Source organism: Brevibacillus choshinensis (assembly GCF_016811915.1).
GTDB lineage: Bacteria > Bacillota > Bacilli > Brevibacillales > Brevibacillaceae > Brevibacillus > Brevibacillus choshinensis_A.
In genome coordinates this window covers 3,773,190-3,797,113 of the sequence record NZ_CP069127.1, presented here as the reverse complement: position 1 = coordinate 3,797,113, position 23,924 = coordinate 3,773,190, and the positions used below count along the sequence as shown (strand labels likewise).

The window sequence follows — 23,924 nt, the reverse complement described above, 5'->3', positions numbered from 1 at the left end:
ACGATCATAATGGTCTGGCAGGACAAAGGTATTCGCCCAACATTCACATAAATCTCTTTATATGAAATCATCCAAATTTTCTGGAATAAAACAAGGGGGAATGCTTTCGTGCAACAAACAGTGACGCCACATGGAAAAGTCGAAGAAAGCAAATCTACGCAGGTCAAAACACTTGTCGGCTCGATTCTGGGGTACGCGGCAGACGGGCTCGACATGCTGCTCCTGTCGTTCGTTCTCGTCTTTATCATCAAAGAATTTGGTCTTTCTCCCGCTGAAGCTGGAAATCTGACGCTCGTCACTACCATCGGGACCTTGATCGGGTCTTATCTGTTCGGATTCCTGGCGGACATGTATGGTCGCATCAAAATTTTTACCCTCACGATCTTGCTTTACTCCGTAGGTACTGCTCTCATTTATTTTGCATCGGATTATTCTCATTTGGCGATTCTGCGCTTCATCGTAGGTTTGGGTGTAGGGGGAGAGTTCGGGATCGGGATGGCTGTCGTGACTGAGACTTGGTCAAAGCAGAAACGAGCGAAGGCGACGTCTGGCGTAGCTCTCGGCTGGCAGCTGGGTGTACTGAGCGCTTCTGTGCTGGCAGCAGTGGTCGTTCCGACGATGGGCTGGCGCACGGTATTTCTCTTCGGATTACTCCCTGCCCTGCTCGCTGCCTATGTCCGCTTTGGCCTGAAAGAACCGGAAATCTGGAAAAGCAAGAACGCGTATAAAAAGCATTTGCAAGAAAAAGAAAAACAAGGAACGCTGACCGAGGACGAGCATAGAGCGTTGAGGCAAATGACAGGCTTCCCATTGCGCAAGCTGTTCGCAACGAAAAAGCTGACGATCGCCACCATCGGTCTGACGATCATGTCTTTTATTCAAAACTTCGGCTACTACGGCATTTTCTCCTGGATGCCTACCGTCCTCTCGGAAAAGTACGGCTACAGCCTGGCGAAAGCTAGCGGATGGATGCTGATCTCCACAGTCGGTATGCTGATCGGCATCATGCTGTTCGGTATTTTAGCGGACCGCATCGGACGCAAAAAGACGTTTGCGATCTACTACATCGGCGGTACAATCGCGTGTATCCTGTATTTCTTCGTCTTCACCGATCAGACGGTTCTTCTGTGGGGAAGCGCGATGCTTGGCTTCTTTGTAAACGGCATGATGGGTGGCTTTGGTGCCGTGCTGGCAGAAAACTATCCATCCGAAGCGCGCTCTACCGCTGAAAATTTCATTTTCGGTACGGGGCGTGGACTTGCCGGCTTTGGTCCGGCGATCATCGGGCTGCTCAGTGTCGGTGGAAATATCATGGGTGCGATGTCACTGGTCTTCCTCGTCTACCCGATCGGTCTGCTGGTCATGATGACGATGGTACCCGAAACGAAAGACGTAGAATTGGAGTAATCCAACAGAACTTGAGGCTGCGGAATCTATCCGCGGCCTTTTTTGTACAGATGCGAGATCGAAGCCTTCGCATGCAAAAACAAGGTGGTGAGCCAGTTCCCAAACCTGTACAATGACGATAATACACAGCTAGAGAAAGAAGGGGAGAACGTTGCCAATTTCTGTCCGTCAGCTCATGCGGGTAGGGGGACTGCGAGACTGTCGGGTCGTGGCGGGTCATAACGGCCTTGCGCGGCTGGTGAAATATGTCACCATCATGGAGGTGCCCGACATCGTTAAGTGGTTGAAGGGGGACGAGCTGATCCTCTCCAGCCTGTTTCCGATCAAGGACGACCACGAGGCGCAAAAGCATTTGATCCGCCAGCTGCACGAACGGGGTACTGCCGCTCTGGCGATCAAGCCTCATCGGTTTATTGATGAGATCCCGCAGTCATTGCTCGACGAAGCGGATGCGTATGATTTTCCCGTCATCGAAATTCCGGAAGAAATCAGTTATTTGGAGATTCTTCCGCCTGTAAGCCACGCCATATTTGACCGGAAAGTCGTCCTGCAGGAGGACCTGGAGCAAGCGAATAAAGTGCTCAATGAGATTTCGCTGAATGAGCAAGGGATGGAGTCCTTGATCACGACGCTGGGGTTGCTGACAAAGAACACCATCACGGTGGAAAGCCTGCTTTCCTACGTCGAGGTTCCCCCGTTGCCATTTGCCTGCGAACCGCTTTCGACCGAGCAGATCCACGAGCTCGCGATCATCAAGCGCCCGATTCGTTTGACCCGGCCGTGTGAACGAGGAGAGATCGAATGTATCGTGGCACCCATTCTTCTCGACGGGAAAGTGTTCGGCAACATCACCTGCTGGGCGTTTGAGATCGATCATTTGGAAATGGACTTGGCGATCTTGGAGAAAGCATCCACCTTGCTGGCATTGGAATTTCTCCGATTGAAGGTTCGCTTTGATACCGAGCAGCAGTACAAAAATGAGTTTTTACGAGATCTGTTTGTGAATGAGGGGCTCAATCTCGAGGACGTGCGGGAGAGAGGTCTTCCCTATGGATTATCCCTGGACGAGCCGTACCGGTGCATGGTCGTTCAGACAGAGGGCGAGGAAAAACGGGTAAATCCGCTGGATCTGGCGGATCGAACAGAGCAGCTGCTGCGCAGATCGTCTCCACGAGTCATCACAGGGTTCTTCCGGCAAGTCGTGGTTTGCCTGTATCCCGCGACGAGCGGTGACACGGATGACGAAATCAGGCAGAGGGCGGAGCAGCTGGCAGATAGGCTGAAAAAACAAATGGCCTTGAAAGGCGGTCTGCGGATCGGGATTGGCCGCAATCACGGTGAAGGGATCGGCGGGCTTCGCGAGAGCTTTCGGGAAGCGCAGCAAGCCATTTTGCTGGGCAGTGTCATGCACAAGCGCAGAACGGTCACCCTATACGGCGATTTGGGCATCTATCGATTACTGGCACAATGTACGGATGCGGCGGAGCGAGACAGCTTTTTCGAGGAGACCGTAGGAAAGCTGTTTGCTTATGACAAACAAAGTGATTTGCAGCTGGTCAAAACGCTGCGGCTCTACTTTCAGCACGATGAAAAGCTGACGGAGACATCTGCCGCCCTATTTTTGCATGTGAATACTCTGAAGTATCGGTTGCGGCGAATCGAAAAGCTGACAGGATACAGCTTGCAGCAATCCGAAGGGAAATTGATGCTGCATATCGGGCTGAAACTGGCGGATCTCATGGGCGATGATTATCGGAATCGATAATATACCGCCTCTTTTTTTGTCTGACCCAACAAAGGTTTTCCACTCATGATCCAAGAATCCTCATACTACATCTTAAGTGAATGTAGGAAGTGTGGGGGTTGCGATGAATCTCGAGCGATTGGAACAGACATGGCGTGAATTGAATCAGATTGGCTACTCGGACAAAGGAGTCATGAGGCTCGCCTACACAGCCCAAGAGCGGCAAGCGGTAAGAAGGCTGGCAAGCATGTGCGAGGCGCGAGGGATGAGTGTGCGAATGGATGCCAGCGGGAACCTGATTGCGAGAAGGGAAGGGCAGCAGCCCCACCTGCCGGCTGTAGCAAGCGGCTCTCATCTGGATGCTGTTTTCGAAGGCGGTTCTTACGACGGCATCATCGGGGTAGTGGCCGCATTTGAAGCCATCTGCTCCCTGGATGATCAAGGAATTGTGACGAAGCACCCGATCGAGATCATTTGTTTTGCTTGCGAGGAGTCCTCCCGCTTCGGCGTTTCGACCGTGGGGAGCAAAGCCATGATCGGGGAGCTGGATATCGACGGCGTATCTGGTCTTCAGGATCGCGACGGAAAGACCTTTCGGGATGCGTTGTCGGAATGTTCGTTGAATGGCTGGCCGCTGACGGAAGCTGCTCGAGCAGCTGAGGATCTGAAGGTGTTTTTGGAAATGCACATTGAACAGGGCCCCGTACTGGAGAAAGCGGGCATACAGGTCGGGATTGTCCACGGTATTGCTGCGCCGACGCGTTTGCAGGTACGCCTCCAGGGAAAGGCATCCCACACAGGGACGACCCCGATGGATCAGCGACAAGATGCATTTCTGGCGGCTGCCGAGATCGGCTTGATCCTGGAGGCGGCGGCACTGGCGGAAAAAGAACATGGCACGGTAGGAACGGTGGGGGTCTGTGTCGTCAAACCGGGAGCGATGAACGTCGTGCCGGATACCGCCGAACTGAAAATCGATATTCGCGGTACAAACGTGACATCCAAGACTACGGTCCTGAACAAATTGTATGCGGGCTTCCGGCATGTTGAAGCGAAACGCGGCGTGAAAGTCGAATGGACGATGCTCAGTGACGAGCAGCCCGTCCTGTTGAGCGAGGAGGTAACGGATTCACTTGAGGAAAGCTGTCGGGAGCTGGGGATCTCCTATTTGAAAATGGCGAGTGGCGCCGGTCACGACGCGATGAACATGGCAAGACGCTGGCCGACTGGGTTGATTTTCGTCCCATCCAGAGATGGGGTCAGTCACCACCGGGAAGAGTATACGTCCTGGGAGCAGATTGGAGTGGGAGCCGCCTTGCTGGAGGCTGAAATCAAGAAATGGGCCGTCGTTTTGGAAGCCAACGGACAGCCGACGACAAACGAAAAAGAGCGAAATGAGCCCGATCAAATGGGGGAGAGTGCATGAAAGCCATTCAGATGAGAATTTGCTCCAATCAACAAGTGAGCGATCGGTATTGGCACATGAAGGTCGATGCGAGCGAGCTGAATGCCGACGTCCAGCCTGGCCAGTTTTTTCAGCTGCGCTGCGGCCATGATATCCATCCTCTCCTGAGACGCCCGTTCAGCATTTACCGGATCAACCGGATGGAAAGAACGCTGGAGTTTTTGTACCTTGTCAAAGGAGCAGGGACGCAGCGGCTGACGCTCATGCAGGCTGGGGAGTACGTGGATGTATTCGGCCCATTGGGTACGCCTTTTGTTTTGCAGGACGACTGGGAAACGATCCTGCTGCTAGCCCGTGGGGTAGGTATTGCCACACTCGCTGCACTCGCACAGGATGCAGCTGAAAAAGGTGTGCAGGCAGTCGCGATCCTCAGTGCTCGTTCCCGCAATGACCTGCTCGCAGCCGAAACGCTGCAAGGATTCGGTGCGCAGGTGCTTCATGTCACGGATGAAGAGCAGACAAGCGGAGTAGAGCAGGTGCGCGGCTTGCTGGACAGCTTGCTGCAGCAAAATCGGATCGATGCTGCGTTTACCTGCGGCTCCAAGCGTCTGTCCCGGTTATTGCAGGATGTTACCCGCAAGCACGCGATTCCCGCCCAAATCGCACTGGAAGAGCACATGGGCTGCGCGATGGGTGTCTGCTTTGCCTGTGTCTGTGACGTAAAAGAAGGAGATCACCTGAAGACAGTACGGGTATGCAAAGAAGGACCTGTATTCCCATTGGAAAAGGTGGTGCTCTGATGACGGAGCTGGATTTGCAAGTGAAAATCGGCAGCCTCACCTTAGCCAATCCCGTCATGCCTGCCTCCGGAGCATTCGGTGAGGATATGGAAGCGGTCATCGACTTCAATCTGCTGGGAGCAGTCGTTCCGAAAAGCATTACCAAGCATCCGCGAAAAGGGAATGCGACTCCCAGGGTTTGCGAAACGGCGGCAGGCATGATGAATTCGATCGGCATTCAGAGCAAAGGGATTCATTACTACCTGGAGCACGTCATCCCGTACTATCGGCGCTATCAGACACCTTTGATCTCCAGCATCTCTGCTGATTCCATCGAGGAGTTCGTGGAGATGACGGCGATCATAGCAGGGACTGAGGGAGTCGCCGCTCTGGAGTTGAACATCTCCTGCCCGAATCTGAAAGGAAATGGGGCAGCATTTGGGATGGATGCCCAGCTCACTCGAGAGCTGATCAGAGAGGTGAGGCAAGTGACTGACAAACCGCTCATCGCCAAGCTGACACCTAACGTCACCAGCATTCAGGAGATCGCGCTGGCAGCGGAAGAGGGAGGAGCGGATGGTCTGAATGTTGCCAACACCATTCTGGCGATGGCGATCGACGTTCATACCCGCAAGCCGCGGATCGGCAACATTCTCGGTGGCTTGTCGGGACCCGCTGTCAAGCCAATCATTGTGCGGATGATTTATCAGGTCCATCAGGTGAGCTCCCTGCCAATCATCGGCTGCGGCGGTGTGATGAACGGGGAAGATGCCATTGAGATGATCCTTGCTGGCGCGAGTGCCGTACAGATAGGGACTGCAAGCTTCGTGCAACCGACGGCGATGCTCGATATTTTGGAAGAAATCAAGCAGTATATGGTTCAATACGGCATTACAGATATTCAGTCGCTTGTCGGGCAAGTCGCTGTGGGCAAACACAACTTGGAGGGGTGCTAAAATGATTTGGGATCACGTCATACGAAATGGGCAAATCGTTTCGCCAAAAGAAACATATGAAGCGGATATCTACATCCGGGATGGAAAAATCGCAGCCATCTCCAAGGAACCACTGCCAGGGGAGACGCGGGAAGAAACGGATGCAGCCGGCTGCCACGTTCTTCCGGGACTGATTGATGTGCACGTGCATTCACGAGACCCTGGAGCTACGTATAAAGAGGATTTTGCCCATTCCAGCATGGCAGCGGCTGCAGGCGGTATCACGTCCATCTTTGAAATGCCAAACACGAACCCACCGATCAACAACGTGGAAAACCTGCAAAAGCAAGTGCAAAATCTTTCGGAGAAAGCCCATGTGGATTTTGGAATCTGGGCCATTTGCTTGGGAAATTTGAATGTGGCGGACGTATCCTCCCTGCATGAGGCAGGTGTGATCGGCTTTAAGTTCTTCTGGGGGTATGCGGTACATAGTCAAACGTTTCAGCTGATGTACAACTACAAAGAGGGAGAGGAGAATGTCATCCCTCCGTTCAAAGACGGCGAAGTGCTCGATATGTTCCGCGAGGTGGCAAAAACGGGGCAAGTGTTTGCGATCCACGCAGAGAGCAATGATCTGATTCAGCATCTGACCAAAAAAGTAGAGGAAAGCGGACGCCGGGACTATGAGGCTTTGCTCGAAGGCAGACCGAATTTGGCCGAGATCGTGACCGTTCAGACAGGAATCGCGTTTGCCAAGGAGACAGGAGCTCGCCTGCACATCCTGCACGTCAGCACAGGGGAAGCGGTGGACCTGATTCAGCAGGCCCAGGCGGAGGGCTATCCGATTACGGCCGAGACCTGCCCGCACTATCTGTTCCTGAGCAACGAAGATTTCGCAACGGTAGGCCCGGCGATGAAGGTCTATCCGCCTGTGAAATACAAGAAGGACCAGGAGCGTCTGTGGAAGGGGATTGCAGAGGGCGTCGTTTCGATCGTCTGCTCTGATCATGCGCCGCATACGGAGCAAGAAAAGGATGGCGATCTCTGGTCGATTCCGGCCGGGATGTGCGGGGTGGAAACGTTGGCTCCTCTCATGCTGAATGCTGTCTCCCAAAACAAATTGACGCTGCAGCAGGTAGCGGCAGTCTTATCCGAAAACCCTGCCAAGCAATTCGGGATCTATCCGCAAAAGGGATCACTGCAAGTGGGCACTGACGCCGATTTGACAATCGTAGACATGGCAAGGCCGTTTGTCATCAAGCGTGAGCAGCTGCACAGCAAGAGCAAGGTAACGGCTTATGACGGATGGAACGGCGTGGGTAGCCCAGTCGCGACGATCGTGAGAGGCCAAACCATCATGAAAGACGGCAAGATCGTGAGCGGACCAGCCGGAGAGTGGATCACGCCAGTCAAGAATAGGTGAAGAACAGGGCATGCTGAGAGGGAACAACCACGATGAAGGAGGCGCGACATGCCAACAGAAGTCACGCAATTGATACAATCTCACCGCTCGATCCGCAAATATACGGATCAGCCAATCACAGAGGAGCTGCTCCATGAAATCGTCAGCTGCGCACAGTGGGCACCTTCCTCGCACAATGTGCAAGCTTACAGTGTCATCGTCGTGCGCTCACAGGAGACGAAGGAAAAGCTCTCTGCCCTGTGCGGCAATCAGAAATGGGTCGTGGAGTGCCCGGTGTTTCTCGTCTTTTGTGCGGATTACTACAAGCTCCAGAAGGCATGCGAGATGCATGGACAGATCCTGGCTGCCGATGAAGTGGAGAGCTTGCTGGTAGGAGCAGTCGACACCGCGCTCGCCGCTGAAAACGTCTTGCTCGCAGCGCGTTCGCACGGCCTAGGAGGCGTCATGATCGGGGGGATTCGGAACAATCCCAGAGATGTTGCCAATGTGCTCGGCCTTCCTGCGCTTACCATTCCCATCATGGGCATGTGCCTCGGGTATCCTGCACAGGATGTTCATCAGAAGCCTCGCTTGCCGGAGCGCGCCGTGATTCATGAAGAACGCTATCAAACGGAGCTGATTCCAGAGGCGCTGGAAGAGTACGAACGGATTTCCTCCGAATACTACAGCGAGCGAAGCAATGGCAAGCGCACAGAAGGCTGGACCAAGCAGATGGCCGATTACGTAAACAAACCGCGAAGGGCGCACGTTACGCAGTTTATCAAGGAACAGGGAATCCGATTGACATAGACAGAGGTGTCGAGGAGAAGAGAGGCAGGAGGGTCTGCGAATGGGGAACACGATGACTTTCGTCGCGACAGGTGACAGCTTTATTACCCGACGTTTGCCGAACGCATCGTCAGAATCGTTTCGTTCGTTGTCCAACCTGATTGGACAAGCAGAATTTCGCTTCACGAATTTGGAAGTGACGACCCATCGTCAGGAAGGGTTTCCCTTTGCTTTCAGCGGCGGGACGTGGGCGATGGCCCAGCCGGAGGTTTTGTTGGATCTGCAGGCGTACGGCTTTAACATCATGGCTTGGGCCAATAATCACACCATGGATTATGCCTACGGCGGGCTTACAGCGACGAAAAAATATTTGGAGCAGTACGGCATCGCTCATGCCGGGGTGGGAGCGAATCTGGCGGAGGCCAGTCAGCCCGTTTATCTGGATTGTCCATCCGGCCGAGTCGCGCTGATTGCCGCTACATCCACCTTTCACGAATCATGGATCGCGGGCGAGCAGAGACCAGACATGCCGGGAAGGCCGGGAGTCAATCCGCTGCGCTATGAGACCACGTATATCCTGCCGCAGGAAGAGTTCGCGCACCTGGAGCGAATCAGTCGATCGATCCCCATCAATGCAGCCTTCAACCTGGATGTCAAAGAAGGGTTTGCGGTTGCAGGAGATGGCACCTCGATCCGTTTTGGCGGAAATCGATTTGCCGTTGGAGCGGAGCCAGCATGCGAGACGGTACCTGCATTGGCAGATAAGAAGAGGATTCTAAAATCCATTTCTGAAGCCAGGCGACAGGCCGATTATGTCGTCGTGAGCATCCATTCGCACGAGATGGAAGGGGAAAACAAGGCAAGCCCTGCAGCCTTTTTCGAGCAGATGGCCCGGGCGTGCATCGACGGGGGGGCTGACGCCGTGCTAGGTCATGGACCCCATATTTTGCGGGGGATCGAGATCTACCGCAATCGTCCCATCTTCTACAGCTTGGGGAATTTCATCTTTCAAAACGAGACCGTCAGCCGTCTGCCCGCGGACTTCTACGAGAAATACAACCTCGGTCACGAATCGACCGTCGCAGACGCATTTGATACGAGGACCCATCACAACCAGAAGGGGCTGGGTGTCAATCCGTATGTATGGGAATCCGTCGTTCCATACTGGCGAATGGAAGAAGGGGAGCTGACAGACCTGTTGCTCTACCCGATTGAGCTGGGCTTTGGCACCCCTCGCTATCGGAGAGGGTGGCCGGTACTGTCGAAGCGGCAAAAGATTTTGGAGCATCTCCAAACATTAAGTGAACCTTACGGGACGATCATCGAGCTGGATGGCCATGTTGGCCGAGTTCGGATCTAGGCCTGATTGCGAGTGGAAGCGGCTGTGGCCGCTTCTTTTTCATTTCCATATTCTTCTTATCATGCGAATGAATTATAATGAAAGGGTTGTTGAAAAAAGACAGATAGTGACGACGAAGGCCCGATCATTCGCAGATGGAATGACAGCGAATCGGGTTCCGGGCAGCTTCCTACAATCGATCATGCAAAATGGTTCATAGAGGATGAAGCACATGATGAAGATAGAAGTCTTGAAAACCATGGTTACCATCGATCAAAAAAATGCGTCGGCATGGTTTCTTCTGGGTCTGGAATATGCAGAGATTGGGGACCGGGGAGAAGCGCTCGCAGCTTTTACGCAAGCGCTGGCCTATGGTGATGAAAAGCTGAAGGACAACATTGTGGACGAGCTGAATAAGCTAAGCTGGCCGAATCAGCGGCGAGATGGCGGGAAAGCGCCTGAGTATGCGAACCTTCCCGTCAAACTGCATCTGATCGAGGGGGGGAAAAATCAGAGAAATCAAAAGATAGATAGGCGAATCGCCACGCTTGATAAATCCTTCAGCTTTGCACAGGTCGGGGGACTTCAGGAGGTGAAAGAGGCCGTATGGATGAAAATGGTCCAGCCGTTTCTTGCTACGGCCACTCATGAGCGATTGCGCCATAGGAGGGGGACCGGAGTTTTGCTGTATGGGCCTCCAGGGTGCGGGAAAACATTTTTGGCAAAGGCAACCGCGGGAGAATGCAGGGCGGCATTTCTTCACGTCCATACAGCAGATCTCCTCGACTCGCGAGCAGGGGCGAGCGAGCATCATATACGTTCCTTGTTTCAGGCAGCACGCACTCAAAAGCCAGCCGTCTTGTTTTTCGATGAGATAGATGCCCTCGGCTATTCACAGGAGAAGCTCTCTTCTGTGTGGATAAAGGGAGTTGCCGATTATCTCCAGATGGAAATCGAGGGAGCGCTTACCCGGACAGACAAGCTTTTGTTCATGGGGGCGACCAACATGCCGTGGGACGTGGACCCCGGCTTTCATCGGCCCGGCTGCTTTGACCAGCTGATATTTGTGGGACCGCCAGATGTACAGGCGCGCGAAGTCATCTTTCGGCTCAAGCTGCAGGGCAGAGCGGCTGAGCCTATAGACTATGCAGAGTTGGCGGGCTGGACGGACCTTTATTCGGGGGCGGATATCGAGTATGTCGTGGAGCTTGCCCATGAGCAAGTCTTGCATGATTTGTTATCTGCTGGCATCGAACGTCCAATCAAAATGAGTGATCTGCGCGAGTCGATCGCGGCAACGAGGCCGACCACGATTGAATGGCTGCGCACAGCGAAGCATTATGTCAAATACGCGAATGATAAAGGGCAGTATGACGGAGTGGAACGCTTTTTGGCAGCAAACAACCGAATTTGACTCGGATGAAACGAATATTGACACGATGTCGACTATTCGGTACGCTTTGTATAAACAGCGTCCATTAGGGGGAGTCCGCATGCAGGTGTTTGATATATCTCGTCCGCTTCTCACGGGAGTTCCGACTTGGCCGGGGGATACTCCGTTCACGTATGTGGTAAATTGGCCGAAAGCAGAGAGTGGCTCCGTAAATGTGGGCAAATTGGCTATGAGCATCCACACGGGTACCCATGTCGATGCACCGTTTCATTTTGATGACGATGGCAGAAAGATGATGGATTTGGATGTGGAGCTATACATAGGGGTAGCTAGAGTGATCGATGTCTCGGGAAAATCGAGCATTGGTGCTGAGGATCTGCTTCAGCTTGATCTGACTGGCGTGACTCGACTATTGCTGCGCACTGGCTCGTGGACTGATCCGACCCGCTTTCCGGAGGAGATCTGCCACCTTCGTGCTGATCTGCCCTCCTTTCTCGCAGAAAAAGGAATTCGGCTGATCGGAGTGGATGTGCCTTCCGTTGATCCATTGGACAGCAAGGAGCTTCATGCGCATCATGGGCTTCATCAACACGATATACATATACTGGAGGGTCTTTTGCTTGATCATGTAGAGCCTGGCGACTACGAGCTCATAGCGTTGCCACTCCCATTGGTGGAGGCGGATGGAAGTCCGGTAAGGGCCGTTTTGCGGACGATCAAATAAAGCGAATGAAAAAACCGTTGGCGCCCCATCGCTGCGCAAACGGTTTTTTTGTATGTCAACTTACGTACTACGTGATCTGCAAAAGGGGGGAGGTCTTCTCGATGACATCCCAGACCATGCCGCGTGCTCTCAATTTTTCGAGAAACGGAATCGGGTCTATCAATTCGGGGGGGATGCAGCCGGTGGTCGTGAGCAGGCCCTCCGCAATCATGTCCACGGCAACGACGGGAGGAATGCCGGTTTGCCAGATGGTTGCCTGGAATTCGGTTTTGTAGAACACCTCGTCATGATTGGCGATCGTGTAGACGTAAACTTCTTTTCGCTTGTTATCCTTTTTTCCTTTGACGAGCGCTCCCACACTGGAATAGCCATGGATTTTCCCAGCCAAATCTGCTGGCTTGGGCATCGAAGTCACGACGACATCACGCGGGGCCACCTTCACGCCTTTTACTTCAATTTCCTCGTCACTATCCAAGCCCAAGTAACGCAGTACCTGCAAGGTATTGACAAAATCAGGATGCAGGGCGTATTTGAAATCCACGTATTTGCACCCCTTGGCCCGGCCGATGGTCTCGCCGAGTGTGGTCGCCTCTTCGTGCTCCACATGATAGCAATCGAGCCAGCCGATCGGCTCCGGAAATTCAAATTCTTCTTTGTTGGCAAAGGGAGTAGGCAAATACTGTTCCCCCTTCGCGGCCGTCCAGTAATTCGGTTTGGCCAGACATTCCTGAATGGCGGTCTGCGGACTGAAATACGAGCAAAAACCGTCGTAATCCACAATCGAATTGTCGCCGTCACGAATGAGAATCGCATCTACCTCATCCAGCTGGTCGACGGCGTAGCGGGCAGCGATGTTGGAAAAGCCGGGATCGCACCCAAGGCCCATGATGCCGAGTATGCCTGCCGCCCGAAACTGATCATTCCATGCGAGTTGCTTGCGCAGCCACTGCGGGCCGGCCGATGCCGTATCGATATAATGCGTTCGGGTATTCAAGCACGCCTTCATGACATCAAAATTGTTTTCAGGCAAACCGATATGCAAAAGCACGTCAATGTCATCCAAGATGGCTTGCACACTGGAAACGTCGCGGGCGTCCACACGTTTCACGACAATTTCAATATCGGTCTCCCGGCGAAGCTCTACAGCCAGCTCCTCCGCAGGACCAATCGAGATATCCGCCAAGACCAGCTTTCTCACATGTGACGATTTAATCAGCTCGCACGCACTTACTTGTCCCACACCACCGACACCTAAGATTGCGACTCTCATTGAGTCCTCCTCCTAATTTGGAATCCACTATCTTCGCATTCGAAACAGCCATTTTTGCAAATACAAGTCAATGGTTGCAGGGTGTACCTGCACGTCTGCTGCACTGTCGATGGGCTCTCTGGGTCGAAGCCTCATTCGCATGGGAATCCTCCTCCTTTCGTGCGGGGCTCTCACTTGGATTTCTGTTGTGAGAGATCCCCACTGGTACATGTATATGTGAAGCCCCGTAAGTCCCATGCGGCAGGTTGAAGAAAAGATCGGCTTTATGAAGGGGATTTGATGGATCAGTGGGGGAGAAACTACGTGGATACAGGCCAGAATAAACAAGCGGACGGGATGCCAAACGTGAAATAATACCTCTCCCATCCAAAGCTTGAGCAAAGTGAGTACTTGATTACCTGCATGTTTTCTCTAATAATAACGATGTGAACTAGTAGCAGCACTGCGGAAAAAAATGGAGGAAAGGGGCGGGATCGCACTTGGAATCGATGAGCTTTGTGTTGTTTGGTGCTACAGGAGACTTGGCAAAGCGTAAAATTTACCCTGCCTTGTACAATTTATATCTCGACCAAAAAATGCCGTCCCCTTTTTCCATCATCGGAGTAGGCAGACGGGACTGGTCAGACGAGGAGTTTCAAGCGAGTGTCAGAAAGTCTGTTCAAACCTTTTCGCGCCGAGCCGAGATGGAGGAAATGGACGAGTTTGTCCAAGCGTTCCGGTACTGTGCTGTCGACGTGACGGATCCGGAAGCATTCAAGCCTTTGCAATCGCTGGTGGCACAACGTGAAGCGGAGCTGCAGATAGCGGAAAATCGCATGTTTTACTTGTCGGTAGCCCCGGAATTTTTCGATGTGATCAGCTCCAGCATCAAGACAAGCGGCCTCGGAACGACGAAGGGCTGGAAGAGATTGATTATCGAAAAGCCATTTGGCCATGATCTGAAATCAGCGCAGCAATTGAACGAAAAGCTCGGTGCCGCCTTTGCGGAAGAGGAAATTTACCGGATCGATCATTATCTTGGCAAGCCGATGGTGCAAAATCTGGAGGCTTTGGAATTTGCCAATCCAGTTTTTCAGGCGCTTTGGAACAATCAATATATCGCCAATGTGCAAATCACGGCAGGTGAAACAGTTGGGGTAGAAGAACGGGCTGGCTATTACGATCAGGCTGGAGCGATTCGCGACATGGTGCAAAATCATCTGCTGCAAATGCTGATGATGACGGCCATGCATGTCCCCAAACGGATCTCCGCCAATGACATCAGGGCGCAGAAACGCCAGGTGATGGAAGCCGTACGCCCCCTGCAAAAGGAAGAAGTGGCCCAGCATGTGGTGCGTGGCCAATACGCGGCTGGAGAAATTTCGGACAAGCCTGCCGTCGATTACCGGGGAGAGCCAGGCGTTCGCCCTGACTCGATGACGGATACGTTTATCGCTGCCCGTGTCTGGATTGATGATCCGTTTTGGAAAGGTGTCCCGTTCTACATACGGACAGGCAAGCGGATGAAGGAAAAATCAACGAGAATCGTGATTGAATTCAAAAATCCTTTGGAAGGTCTGTACCATCATCATCAGGACAAGCCTGCGCCGAATTTGCTCATCATCAGCGTGCATCCAAATGAGGGTATCGCCCTGCAAGTGAATAGTAAGAATCCGTCCAATAGCGGCAAGATTGAGCCTGTGACCGTGGACTTTTCCGCAGGGACTGCGGGTGTGCCGGAAGCCTATGAATTGCTTCTGTTTGATGCTTTGAGAGGAGATTCGACGTACTTCGCCCACTGGAAGGAAGTGGAGCTGTCCTGGAAGTGGGTGGAGCCTATTCTTGCGGCTTTTCGGGAAAATCTCGTGCCGCTGCACTTTTACCCGGCGGGCTCGTACGGTCCAGACGCTGCGGAGAAATTGCTTACGGCTGACGGCTTCCAGTGGTGGCTGGACCAAGCCCCGAGGCGAGAGCCCGTCGCGAGCCATTCATAACGACAGGAGGGAACGAAAATGAGGATCGGACTTATCGGGTTAGGAAAAATGGGCCTGAACTTAGGACAAAATTTGCTCGATCATCAGCATGAAGTGGTGGCCTTCGACGTAAATGCGGAAGCAGTAGAAGCGATGAAAGGGTACGGGGCGAGCGGTGCCAATAGCTTGGGAGAGCTCGTCTCACTACTAGAGGCACCCCGAGTGCTCTGGATCATGGTTCCCCATGCGATCGTCGATTCTGTATTGGAAGAATTGACTCCGCTGCTGCAACCAGGGGATATCGTGATCGAAGCAGGTAATTCACACTATAAAGAAACCATACGCCGCTACCATCAAATGAAAGAGGCGGGCGTACATTATATGGACGCAGGGACGTCTGGCGGAATGGAAGGGGCACGCCACGGAGCCTGCTACATGGTAGGCGGAGATCCGGAAGCATGGGCAGTGGTCGAGCCGGTCTTTCGCGACACAGCGGTAGCAAACGGCTATTTGTACGCGGGGGAAGCCGGCAGTGGTCATTTCTTGAAAATGGTGCATAATGGCATCGAATACGGCATGATGGCTGCGATTGGCGAAGGGTTTGAGGTGCTGGAAAAAAGCGGTTTCTCTTATGACTTTGAGCAAGTAGCGCGGGTATGGAACAACGGCTCCGTCATTCGTTCATGGCTCATGGAGCTGACAGAGCGCGCCTTTTCCAAAGACGCCAAGCTGGATGAGCTGAAAGGGGTCATGCACTCGTCCGGAGAAGGAAAATGGACGGTTGAAACAGCGCTGGATCTGCAAGCCGCCACACCGGTCATCGCGATGTCCCTGTTGATGCGGTATCGCTCCTTGGAGACGGATACGTTTACAGGGAAAGTCGTAGCGGCTTTGCGTAACGAGTTTGGCGGACATGCGGTGGAAAAGGCGGAAAAAAACTAGAGGAGAGCGACTGTGATGAGATTTGGCGTAATTGGAACCAATTGGATCACGGAAGAGTTTATTCGTTCAGGGAAAGAGATAGAGGGGTTTTCCCTGGCGGCAGTTTATTCTCGTACAGAAGAACGAGCCAGATCTTTCGCGCAGACGCACGGTGCCCCCTTGATTTTCACGGACGTTGAGTCGATGGCTGCTAGCAAGGAGATCGATGCCGTGTACATCGCCAGTCCCAATTCTTTTCACGCCAGGCAAGCGATCCAGTGCATGAAGCAGGGGCTGCACGTGCTGTGCGAAAAGCCGTTAGCGTCCAATGCAAACGAAGCACGAGCGATGGTTGCTGCTGCGAGGGAAAGCGGCGTACTGCTCATGGAAGCGGTGAAATCGACGCTCGCACCGAATTTCCGGGCGATTCAGGACAACCTTCCCAAGCTGGGGAAAAACCGCCGGTATTTTGCAGGGAACTGCCAATATTCGTCTCGCTACGATGCTTATAAACAAGGAACCGTCCTCAACGCGTTTGATCCGGCCTTTTCAAACGGGGCGATGATGGATATCGGGATCTACTGTCTGTACCCGATGGTCGTCCTGTTCGGGAAGCCCTCCTCAGTGAAAGGGGAGGCCATCATGCTCGATTCAGGTGTCGACGGTGAAGGAAGCATCCTGATGAAATATGAGGACAAAGAAGCAGTGGTGATCTACTCGAAAATCTCGGATTCGTTTCTGCCTGCTGAAATTCAGGGGGAGGACGCCACGATGGTCATCGACAAAATCAATCATTTGAAGAAGATCGAAATCCGTTACCGAGATGGAAGGGTGGAGGATGTCACGAGACCTCAGACATCCCAGCTGATGCATTACGAGATCCGGGAGTTTATGGAGCTGGTCCAAAAGGGATTGCTGGAGTCGCCTACGAATTCCCATGAGAATACACTGATCGCCATGGAAATTATGGATGAGGTGAGAAAACAGGTCGGACTTGCATACCCTGCGGACCGATCGAATGCAGACTAGTATCTGTTGGAACAATGGCAACGAGAAGCGGACGTAAGGTTAGGAGTCGCTGCTTTCCGAATCTTCAGGGAATAGATGGTGAAAAAGCTGTTATGCAGTCATGGTGAGAATGAATTGGGGGGCGAATGCGATGAAGATGTACGATGTAACAGGCGCGATTTATGAAGGAATGACGGTGTACAAAAACAAACCGGAGAAACAACCGAGAATCAAGCCTGTCACCAATGGCTACGTGACGGAGTCCCGAATTGAATTGGACGTCCATACGGGCACGCATGTGGATGCGCCGCTTCACATGGTAACGGATGGAGAAACCTTTGAAACGATTGCGTTGGAGAAATTGGTGGGATCCTGCAAAGTGTTGGATCTCACCCATGTAGAGGACAAAATTACCCGTGCAGACCTGGAGCCGTTTTCCATTGGCACGGACGATTTCCTCCTGTTCAAAACGAAGAACTCATGGGATGAGGCGTTTTCATTTGAATTCGTGTATTTGGCCATGGATGGAGCCGAATACTTGGCGAGCTTGGGAGTGCGAGGGTTGGGAACAGATGCCCTCGGAATCGAGCGCAGTCAGGAAGGTCACCCCACGCACAAAACATTGTTTGCAGCCAACGTCATTATTATCGAAGGCTTGCGTTTGAAGGAAGTACCCCAAGGGGATTACTTCATGGTGGCCGCCCCTCTAAAGCTGGTCGGGACAGATGCTGCGCCTGCTAGAGTCTTGCTTTTGGAAGGCGTCACGACCACGTAGACACCTCTAGCGCAGCGTTACCTTCTATAAAGCAAAAATATGCATATGTTCCACCTTTTCCATTTGAAGGAATCCTAAAAAAAGTATCGAATCAAGAACATATCGAACTCATGCCATTTTAGAAGGTAATAGTGGCTAGTAAAATGAAGACGAAGAGGCGATCCCGGTCATGATTATGAAGCACGTAATGCTGCAGCTCTTCTTCGCTCTTTTACCTTTTATCCTGTTTAACGTTTACTACCGGGACAAACTTCAAAATTACAGCAAAAAATTTATCATCGCGACGAGCTCTCTTTCCCTGTTATTGGCCATGACCTTCTCGTGCAGCATGGGTTCTGGTTTTTATTTTGATGTCCGCCACATCATCATGTACTTTGGAGTGGTATTTGGCGGTTTGCAAACGGGTTGCATTCTCCTGGTGGAATTTTTTCTCTATCGATTGTACATGGGAGGAGAAGGCATTTGGGTGGGCTCCAGCATTTTTTTGTGCACGTTTTTCTTGTCCTTACTGTTTAACCAGGTTTATAAAAACACGCGACGGACATCGCTCGTCACCTGTATGGCTGGGATCGTCTTATCCATCCATCCTACTTTTATTTTGTACGTGAACCATCCAGACCTGGTACAGAATTACCTCTTGGAACATCTAGTGGTTTTTCCCCTTCAATATATGGTTGGCATCTGGCTCTTGACGACGTTGTTTCACAAGGCGATTGCCGATAAAGCCATTTTTATCACCTATTCACAAAATGAAAAGTTCGAGGCGATCAGCCATGTAGCTGCCTCTCTCGCTCATGAGGTCCGGAATCCGCTCACCGCTGTCAAAGGCTTTCTGCAGTTGATACGGTACGGCTCGTTGGAGCACGGAAAGATGGAACAATACATCGACATCAGTCTCATGGAAATCGATCGAACCGAAACGGTGCTATCCGAATATCTATCCATCTCCAAGCCTCCGGGCAAGCAAACAGGAAAAACCAATCTATCGCAGCATGTGCAGGTGATCATGGACGTCATGTCGTCTTATGCCATCATGAGCAATGTTGAGATCGAGCTGGAGCATAAGCCGGTGGTCCCTGTATGGATCATCGCAAATGGGGATGAGGTCAAACAGGTACTCATGAATTTTATAAAAAATGCGATCGAAGCTTGCGTGGAAATTCCGCATGCCAAGGTGTCAATCAGTCTGAATCTGGCTGACCGAAGCGTACTTTTGATCATCAAGGACAACGGAGTGGGAATGAGTGCTGACCAGATCAGTCGACTCGGGTCTATTTATTATTCTACGAAATCAAGCGGCACTGGCCTCGGATTGACCTACTCTTTTCAGGTGATTCGCGCTATCGGGGGCTCTGTAGCTGTTCAAAGCGAGCCGAGAGCGGGGACTCGTTTTACCATATCACTCCCGCTGTATGACTTTGAAGAGGAGGCGCCGGCTGCCAGTACGGGTTGATCGCAACCAATCAAAAGGAGGAAGATAAGATGATGAATCGGCCGACAAGTGACGAATACGCCGCTTACTATGGGAAATACATTGCTCTGGTTCCAGATGGGAGTTTGCCAGAATGGTTATCCCGTCAGCTGGAGGAAACCGCAATGATGCTCTCTGGTCTTACAAATGAGCAGGAGATTTTCCGTTACGCTCCTGGAAAATGGTCGGTAAAAGAAGTGCTCGGACATCTCATCGACACGGAGAGAATCATGAGCTATCGTTTGCTGAGGATTGCCAGAGGAGACGAGACTCCTTTGGCCGGATATGAAGATGAGGCTTATGTGCTTCAGGGCTCCTTTGACTCGCGTCCGATGTCAGCGCTGCTGGAGGAGTTCCGGGCGGTGCGCGGATCCACGCTTGCCCTCATAAATGGGGTGCCCGAGGAAGCCTGGACGCGCAGGGGGCTTGCCAATAACAGCGAACTCTCGGCGAGGGCATTGGCCTACATCATCGCGGGCCATGAGCTCCATCACCGCAAGCTTCTTTCGGAAAGATATCATCTCTAGAAATAGCTCCGCCAGTTTCGCTTCAATCATTCAGGGCGGCTTGGGTGCATTCGTTCCGAAATAGCGTGAATTTTGTGTTGACGGATCGGATGGAATTTCTTAGAATAAACTTCAACAGCATACTAGTTCTTATCCAGAGAGGTGGAGGGTCTGGCCCTATGAAGCCCGGCAACCGTCATGAAGTTTGTGACAAGGTGCCAATTCCTGCGAGACTGTACGTCTCGAAAGATAAGAAGCGGGTCACTCGTATACGTGAATGAGAACCTTCTTCTTATCGAAGAAGGTTTTTTTGATTTCTTCAAAACTACATACTTTCTTATCCAGAGAGGTGGAGGGACTGGCCCGATGAAGCCCGGCAACCGTCACGTAGTAGGTGACAAGGTGCCAATTCCTGCAGGATGCTTGCGTCCTGGGAGATAAGGAGAGGGAATGCAGCGATGCCAACCAACCTTCTTCTTATCGAAGAAGGTTTTTTGTTTGTTTTGTTTGACAGACTGCTGATGGGGTGAATGAGATGAGTGCTGGAGTTGTTAAGGTAGGGCTGTTGGGATTGGGAACGGTAGGTGGCGGTGTGATCAAAACCATCCGCTCCCAACAGGAGAAGCTTTCCTCACGCTTGGGAAAACGGATCGAGATCGTCAAAGCGCTGGTGCGCGATTCGGAAAAGGAAAGAGCCGTGGAGCTTGACAGATCTGTGCTGACCACTGACTTTGAAGAAGTGCTCAAGAGTGATGTGGACATTGTGGTGGAGGTCATGGGTGGAGTCGAGCCGACGTATGATTATGTCCGCGCTTTGATTGAAAAGGGATGTCATGTGGTCACAGCCAACAAGGAGCTGCTAGCGAAAAGAGGAACCGAGCTCGTGGATCTGGCCAATCGTCATCAGGTCCATTTGGCTTATGAAGCGAGTGTAGCGGGCGGGATTCCCATCCTCAGCGTTCTGCGCCAATTCCTCCGCACCAATGACATCAACGGCGTGCGCGGTATCCTGAACGGCACGACCAACTTCATTTTGACGAAAATGGAGACCGAGCAGCTGCCGTACCAGGAGGTTCTCAGACAGGCGCAGGAGCTGGGTTATGCCGAAGCGGACCCTCGCTCGGACGTGGAAGGCTTTGATGCGATGTACAAATTGTACATTTTAGCTCAGCTCGTCTACGGAGAGTCGCTGCCGCTCGCCGAGGTGAAGAGGAGGGGCATTGCAGACCTAACCTCCGGGCAGATCCGCATCGCGAGTGAGCTCGGGTATCGGATCAAGCTGATCGCCCAGGCCCAGCAGGCTCCGGAAGGCATTCGCTTATCGGTAGAGCCGACCATGCTGCCGACGAACCATCCGCTGGCCCAAATCCAGGACGCGTTCAATGCTGTGCAGTTGTCGGGGAATATTGTGGGAGATCTTCTGTTTACAGGCAGAGGAGCAGGGGAATTGCCGACTGCGAGTGCAGTCGTGGAGGACCTGGCTTACCTGCTGACACAGCCGTTCACTCCGCATCCGGAGTGGAAGGAAACGGAGGCGGCGACAGGTTCGGTAACCCAGCAAAACGGGGACCATTCCCTCTGTTACCTGGAAGGCTCCGCACCTGCGGCGACGCCCGATCGCGTTTTGCACTTTTTGCGTCACGCGGGAGTGGACGTACACAAGCTCAAGGTACAGTTCGACCTAGGAGGAGTTCTGCGTGCCGGATTGATCACCAGCGGCATGCGTGCAGAGCACGAGGAATTGTTACAGTCGGATTTTGGCTTGCAGGTCCGATGCTTCCCCTTGCTAGGAAGCGTTGAGTGAAGCACGTCCTACAGAATGCAAAAGGCTGCGGAGAAATATATCTCCACAGCCTTGTTTCGTTAACGAATGGAACGGATGTACTCGGATACTTTCTGCAGTCCTTGGCGAAGCATTTCTGTTTCGCAAGCATAGCCAATCCGTACCCAGCCTTCCAAATCAAAGCAGCTGCCAGGAGTCAGGAAGGCGCCGGTTTCCTTTAGCAGACCCTTGCAAAAGTCTACGGATGTAACCGGAAGATCCACTTTCAGCATCGCGGTCGTACCTGCACGCGGTTTTACGTATGTGACGGAAGGCTCCCCGGCCACCCACGCATCCAGAATGGCTAGGTTATCCTTGATGATTTTGCGATTGCGTCCAAGAATCCGATCGTAGTTTTTCATGGCGTGTACCGCCAAAATATCATCGAGCATCCCCACACTGATCGTCGTATAGTCGCGGTGCTTGATGCATTCCTCGATCACATCCTGTGGGGCCGCGATCCACCCGAGGCGAAGTCCAGCCAGCGAGAGGGCTTTTGACATGCTAGAAGTGCTGATCCCTTTTTCGTACAGATCGGCGACGGATGGGACGATGAGGTCATCCTCCTGCAAAAGATTGCGATACACCTCGTCGCACAGCAGGTAAGCCCCGCAGGAACGTGCGATTTCCACGATTCCCTCCAGAAGCTCGCGTTCGATGATTGCACCGGAAGGATTGTTCGGATTGTTGATGCAGATCAGCTTCGTGTTTTCCCGAACGAGGGAGCGCAGCTCGTCCAGGTCAGGCAAGTAGCCGTTTTCCGGCTTCAAATGGAGCAAATCAACGGAAGCTCCGAAAGATTTCGGTACATCATATATTTGCTGATAGGTAGGGTGGACGGAAATGACATGGTCGCCGGGCTTCACGAGCGAATAGAAAACGAGGAAGTTGGCGGCGATGCCTCCGTTCATGACGAGCACTTGCTTCGAATCGATGGTTTCATACAGCTCGGAGACGAGAGTACGGAACTCGGGAGAGCCTTCGATATGGCCGTACGTCAGCTTTTTATCATAGAGGGAACGGAAAAAGTCAGCGGGATTGGTACCGTCGATGGAGATGAGCTCTTCTATGGTCAATGAATCCACGCACGTCTCTGCAATGTTGTAGGTTGCACTCATTTCGTACTTGTTCATCCAGTCTTCTACTGCAAACAGCTTAATATCCATCATGCTTCCTCCTTTTTCATGACCCGAAATGGGCTTACAGCTGGGCGACCGTACCTATGCCTTTTTCTTCCGCTTTTTTGAGAATGTAGTCTGCAGTGATCAGATCCTGCAGGGCGATTCCCGTACTGTCGTAGATAGTGATGTCTTGATCGGACAGGCGGCCTGGCGTTCGGCCCAGAATGACACTTCCGATTTCAGCGACAATATCCTCTTTGGAGATCAGACCTTTTTGGACGGCTACTTTGGTTTCACCGACGTTGATGGCCTGCGTTACGTCATCCACGAAGACGCGAGCGGTTGTAAACAGATTCTCATCAATTTCCTGTTTTCCTGCCATATCCGCGCCGATGCAGGAGAAATGAGTGCCGGGTTTGACCCATTCTTTCATGATGAGCGGCTTGTGCGATGGGGTGGCAGTGATGATGATGTCTGCTTCCCCAGTCGCCCCTCGTATGTCGTCTGTCGCCGCGTACTCAATCTCGATACGATCCAGCAAGGTCTGGTAGAGCTCCCGGTCATCCCGATAGTGCGTAAGAAACATCTCATGGAGCCTTTCTTTTGCCGTGGCACAAAAGTTTGCGGCTTTTTCATAGGAGTTCGCATTGTAGACCGTTACTTTTTTGATGTTCTTCATGGTGATGAGAGTCGCCATGATTTCGTAGGCAGCCAAATGCCCGCAGCCTACCAAAAGGAGATGCTCCGATTCCGGTCTGGCGAAATATTTCGCCCCGATTCCCCCCGCAGCACCTGTGCGCATCAGTGTCACAGGCTCGCCACTCATCATGCCTTTGGGTACCCCTGTTTGGCTGTCCAGCACCAAGACAAAGCCGACGAGAGCCGGAAGATCTTTCGCAGGATTGTCCCCAAACCACGAAACCAGCTTCAAACCGAAAATATGAGCCCCCGTCAAATGACCGGACTTGATGTCCATATCCGCTTTCCCAGGAGCAAATTCATGAAACACCATGGGAAACAATGAAGCCTCTTTTTGTTCCTTCAACGTATAAGCGCGTTCTACCAGCTCGATCACGTGCTTCATATCGAGCAGCTTCTTTACGCTTTCCTGGTCGATCACTCTGAATGGAAACATGCTAAATTCCCCTCTCTCTATCTGGT

Annotated in this window: 20 protein-coding genes and 2 riboswitches; of the genes, 17 read left to right on the top strand and 3 right to left on the bottom strand. The window is 52.4% G+C overall.

Annotated elements, in window-relative coordinates; translation table 11 throughout:
* The first annotated feature begins 108 nt into the window (after positions 1-108).
* The 10 genes from JNE38_RS19130 to kynB all read left to right on the top strand — a co-directional run bounded on the left by JNE38_RS19130 (position 109) and on the right by kynB (position 11,917).
* Positions 109-1,407, top strand: a complete 1,299-nt coding sequence (locus JNE38_RS19130) for an MFS transporter (RefSeq protein ID WP_238933375.1) — start codon at positions 109-111, stop codon at positions 1,405-1,407.
* 151 nt (positions 1,408-1,558) lie between these two features.
* Entirely contained in the window at positions 1,559-3,172 is a 1,614-nt protein-coding gene (locus JNE38_RS19125) for a PucR family transcriptional regulator (RefSeq protein ID WP_203255210.1), read from the top strand.
* Between the two features lie 103 nt (positions 3,173-3,275).
* Positions 3,276-4,577 (top strand): Zn-dependent hydrolase, encoded by a 1,302-nt coding sequence (locus JNE38_RS19120; protein ID WP_203255209.1) that lies wholly within the window; start codon positions 3,276-3,278, stop codon positions 4,575-4,577.
* Positions 4,574-5,356, top strand: coding sequence for a dihydroorotate dehydrogenase electron transfer subunit (locus JNE38_RS19115; RefSeq protein WP_203255208.1), 783 nt, complete (start codon positions 4,574-4,576; stop codon positions 5,354-5,356). Before JNE38_RS19120 ends, JNE38_RS19115 begins: the two co-directional genes overlap by 4 nt.
* A complete protein-coding gene (locus JNE38_RS19110) occupies positions 5,356-6,291 on the top strand; it encodes a dihydroorotate dehydrogenase (RefSeq protein ID WP_203255207.1) in 936 nt (311 codons plus the stop codon). Before JNE38_RS19115 ends, JNE38_RS19110 begins: the two co-directional genes overlap by 1 nt.
* A gap of 1 nt (position 6,292) precedes the next feature.
* Complete coding sequence (allB, locus tag JNE38_RS19105) at positions 6,293-7,693, top strand: allantoinase AllB (protein ID WP_203255206.1); 1,401 nt, start codon at positions 6,293-6,295, stop codon at positions 7,691-7,693.
* A 48-nt stretch (positions 7,694-7,741) separates the two neighbouring features.
* Positions 7,742-8,482, top strand: a complete 741-nt coding sequence (nfsA, locus tag JNE38_RS19100) for an oxygen-insensitive NADPH nitroreductase (RefSeq protein WP_203255205.1) — start codon at positions 7,742-7,744, stop codon at positions 8,480-8,482.
* Between the two features lie 40 nt (positions 8,483-8,522).
* The gene (locus tag JNE38_RS19095; RefSeq protein ID WP_203255204.1) at positions 8,523-9,821 is read left to right on the top strand and encodes a CapA family protein; all 1,299 of its coding nucleotides are present in this window, start codon (positions 8,523-8,525) and stop codon (positions 9,819-9,821) included.
* 211 nt (positions 9,822-10,032) lie between these two features.
* Positions 10,033-11,214 (top strand): AAA family ATPase, encoded by a 1,182-nt coding sequence (locus JNE38_RS19090; RefSeq protein WP_203255203.1) that lies wholly within the window; start codon positions 10,033-10,035, stop codon positions 11,212-11,214.
* 79 nt (positions 11,215-11,293) lie between these two features.
* Complete coding sequence (kynB, locus tag JNE38_RS19085) at positions 11,294-11,917, top strand: arylformamidase (RefSeq protein ID WP_203255202.1); 624 nt, start codon at positions 11,294-11,296, stop codon at positions 11,915-11,917.
* Positions 11,918-11,984: 67 nt separating this feature from the next.
* Here kynB and JNE38_RS19080 read toward each other — a convergent pair whose 3' ends face one another.
* On the bottom strand, positions 11,985-13,187 hold the full coding sequence (locus JNE38_RS19080; protein ID WP_203255201.1) for a saccharopine dehydrogenase family protein: 1,203 nt from the start codon (positions 13,185-13,187) through the stop codon (positions 11,985-11,987).
* 479 nt (positions 13,188-13,666) lie between these two features.
* Between JNE38_RS19080 and zwf the strand changes: the two genes are divergently transcribed.
* The 7 genes from zwf (at position 13,667) to JNE38_RS19045 (ending at position 21,624) form a co-directional block, all read left to right on the top strand.
* A complete protein-coding gene (zwf, locus tag JNE38_RS19075) occupies positions 13,667-15,160 on the top strand; it encodes a glucose-6-phosphate dehydrogenase (RefSeq protein ID WP_203255200.1) in 1,494 nt (497 codons plus the stop codon).
* 18 nt (positions 15,161-15,178) lie between these two features.
* Positions 15,179-16,081 carry a phosphogluconate dehydrogenase (NAD(+)-dependent, decarboxylating) gene (gene gnd / locus JNE38_RS19070; protein ID WP_203255199.1) on the top strand — a complete coding sequence of 301 codons (903 nt, stop codon included), beginning with the start codon at positions 15,179-15,181 and terminating at the stop codon, positions 16,079-16,081.
* 15 nt (positions 16,082-16,096) lie between these two features.
* On the top strand, positions 16,097-17,089 hold the full coding sequence (locus JNE38_RS19065; protein WP_275296590.1) for a Gfo/Idh/MocA family protein: 993 nt from the start codon (positions 16,097-16,099) through the stop codon (positions 17,087-17,089).
* Between the two features lie 130 nt (positions 17,090-17,219).
* Positions 17,220-17,843, top strand: a complete 624-nt coding sequence (locus JNE38_RS19060; protein WP_203255197.1) for a cyclase family protein — start codon at positions 17,220-17,222, stop codon at positions 17,841-17,843.
* Positions 17,844-18,012: 169 nt separating this feature from the next.
* Positions 18,013-19,296: a sensor histidine kinase gene (locus tag JNE38_RS19055; RefSeq protein WP_203255196.1), complete on the top strand. Its 1,284-nt coding sequence runs from the start codon at positions 18,013-18,015 to the stop codon at positions 19,294-19,296.
* A 29-nt stretch (positions 19,297-19,325) separates the two neighbouring features.
* Positions 19,326-19,841, top strand: a complete 516-nt coding sequence (locus JNE38_RS19050; RefSeq protein ID WP_203255195.1) for a DinB family protein — start codon at positions 19,326-19,328, stop codon at positions 19,839-19,841.
* Positions 19,842-19,967: 126 nt separating this feature from the next.
* A riboswitch (SAM riboswitch) is annotated at positions 19,968-20,076 on the top strand.
* Between the two features lie 78 nt (positions 20,077-20,154).
* A riboswitch (SAM riboswitch) is annotated at positions 20,155-20,264 on the top strand.
* 91 nt (positions 20,265-20,355) lie between these two features.
* Entirely contained in the window at positions 20,356-21,624 is a 1,269-nt protein-coding gene (locus JNE38_RS19045; RefSeq protein ID WP_203255194.1) for a homoserine dehydrogenase, read from the top strand.
* A gap of 59 nt (positions 21,625-21,683) precedes the next feature.
* On the opposite strand, the gene JNE38_RS19040 is transcribed toward JNE38_RS19045, so the two are convergent.
* Together JNE38_RS19040 and JNE38_RS19035 are read right to left on the bottom strand one after the other, a co-directional pair.
* On the bottom strand, positions 21,684-22,811 hold the full coding sequence (locus JNE38_RS19040) for an aminotransferase (RefSeq protein WP_343071263.1): 1,128 nt from the start codon (positions 22,809-22,811) through the stop codon (positions 21,684-21,686).
* A gap of 31 nt (positions 22,812-22,842) precedes the next feature.
* A complete protein-coding gene (locus JNE38_RS19035; protein ID WP_203255193.1) occupies positions 22,843-23,898 on the bottom strand; it encodes an ornithine cyclodeaminase family protein in 1,056 nt (351 codons plus the stop codon).
* Positions 23,899-23,924: the final 26 nt, after the last annotated feature.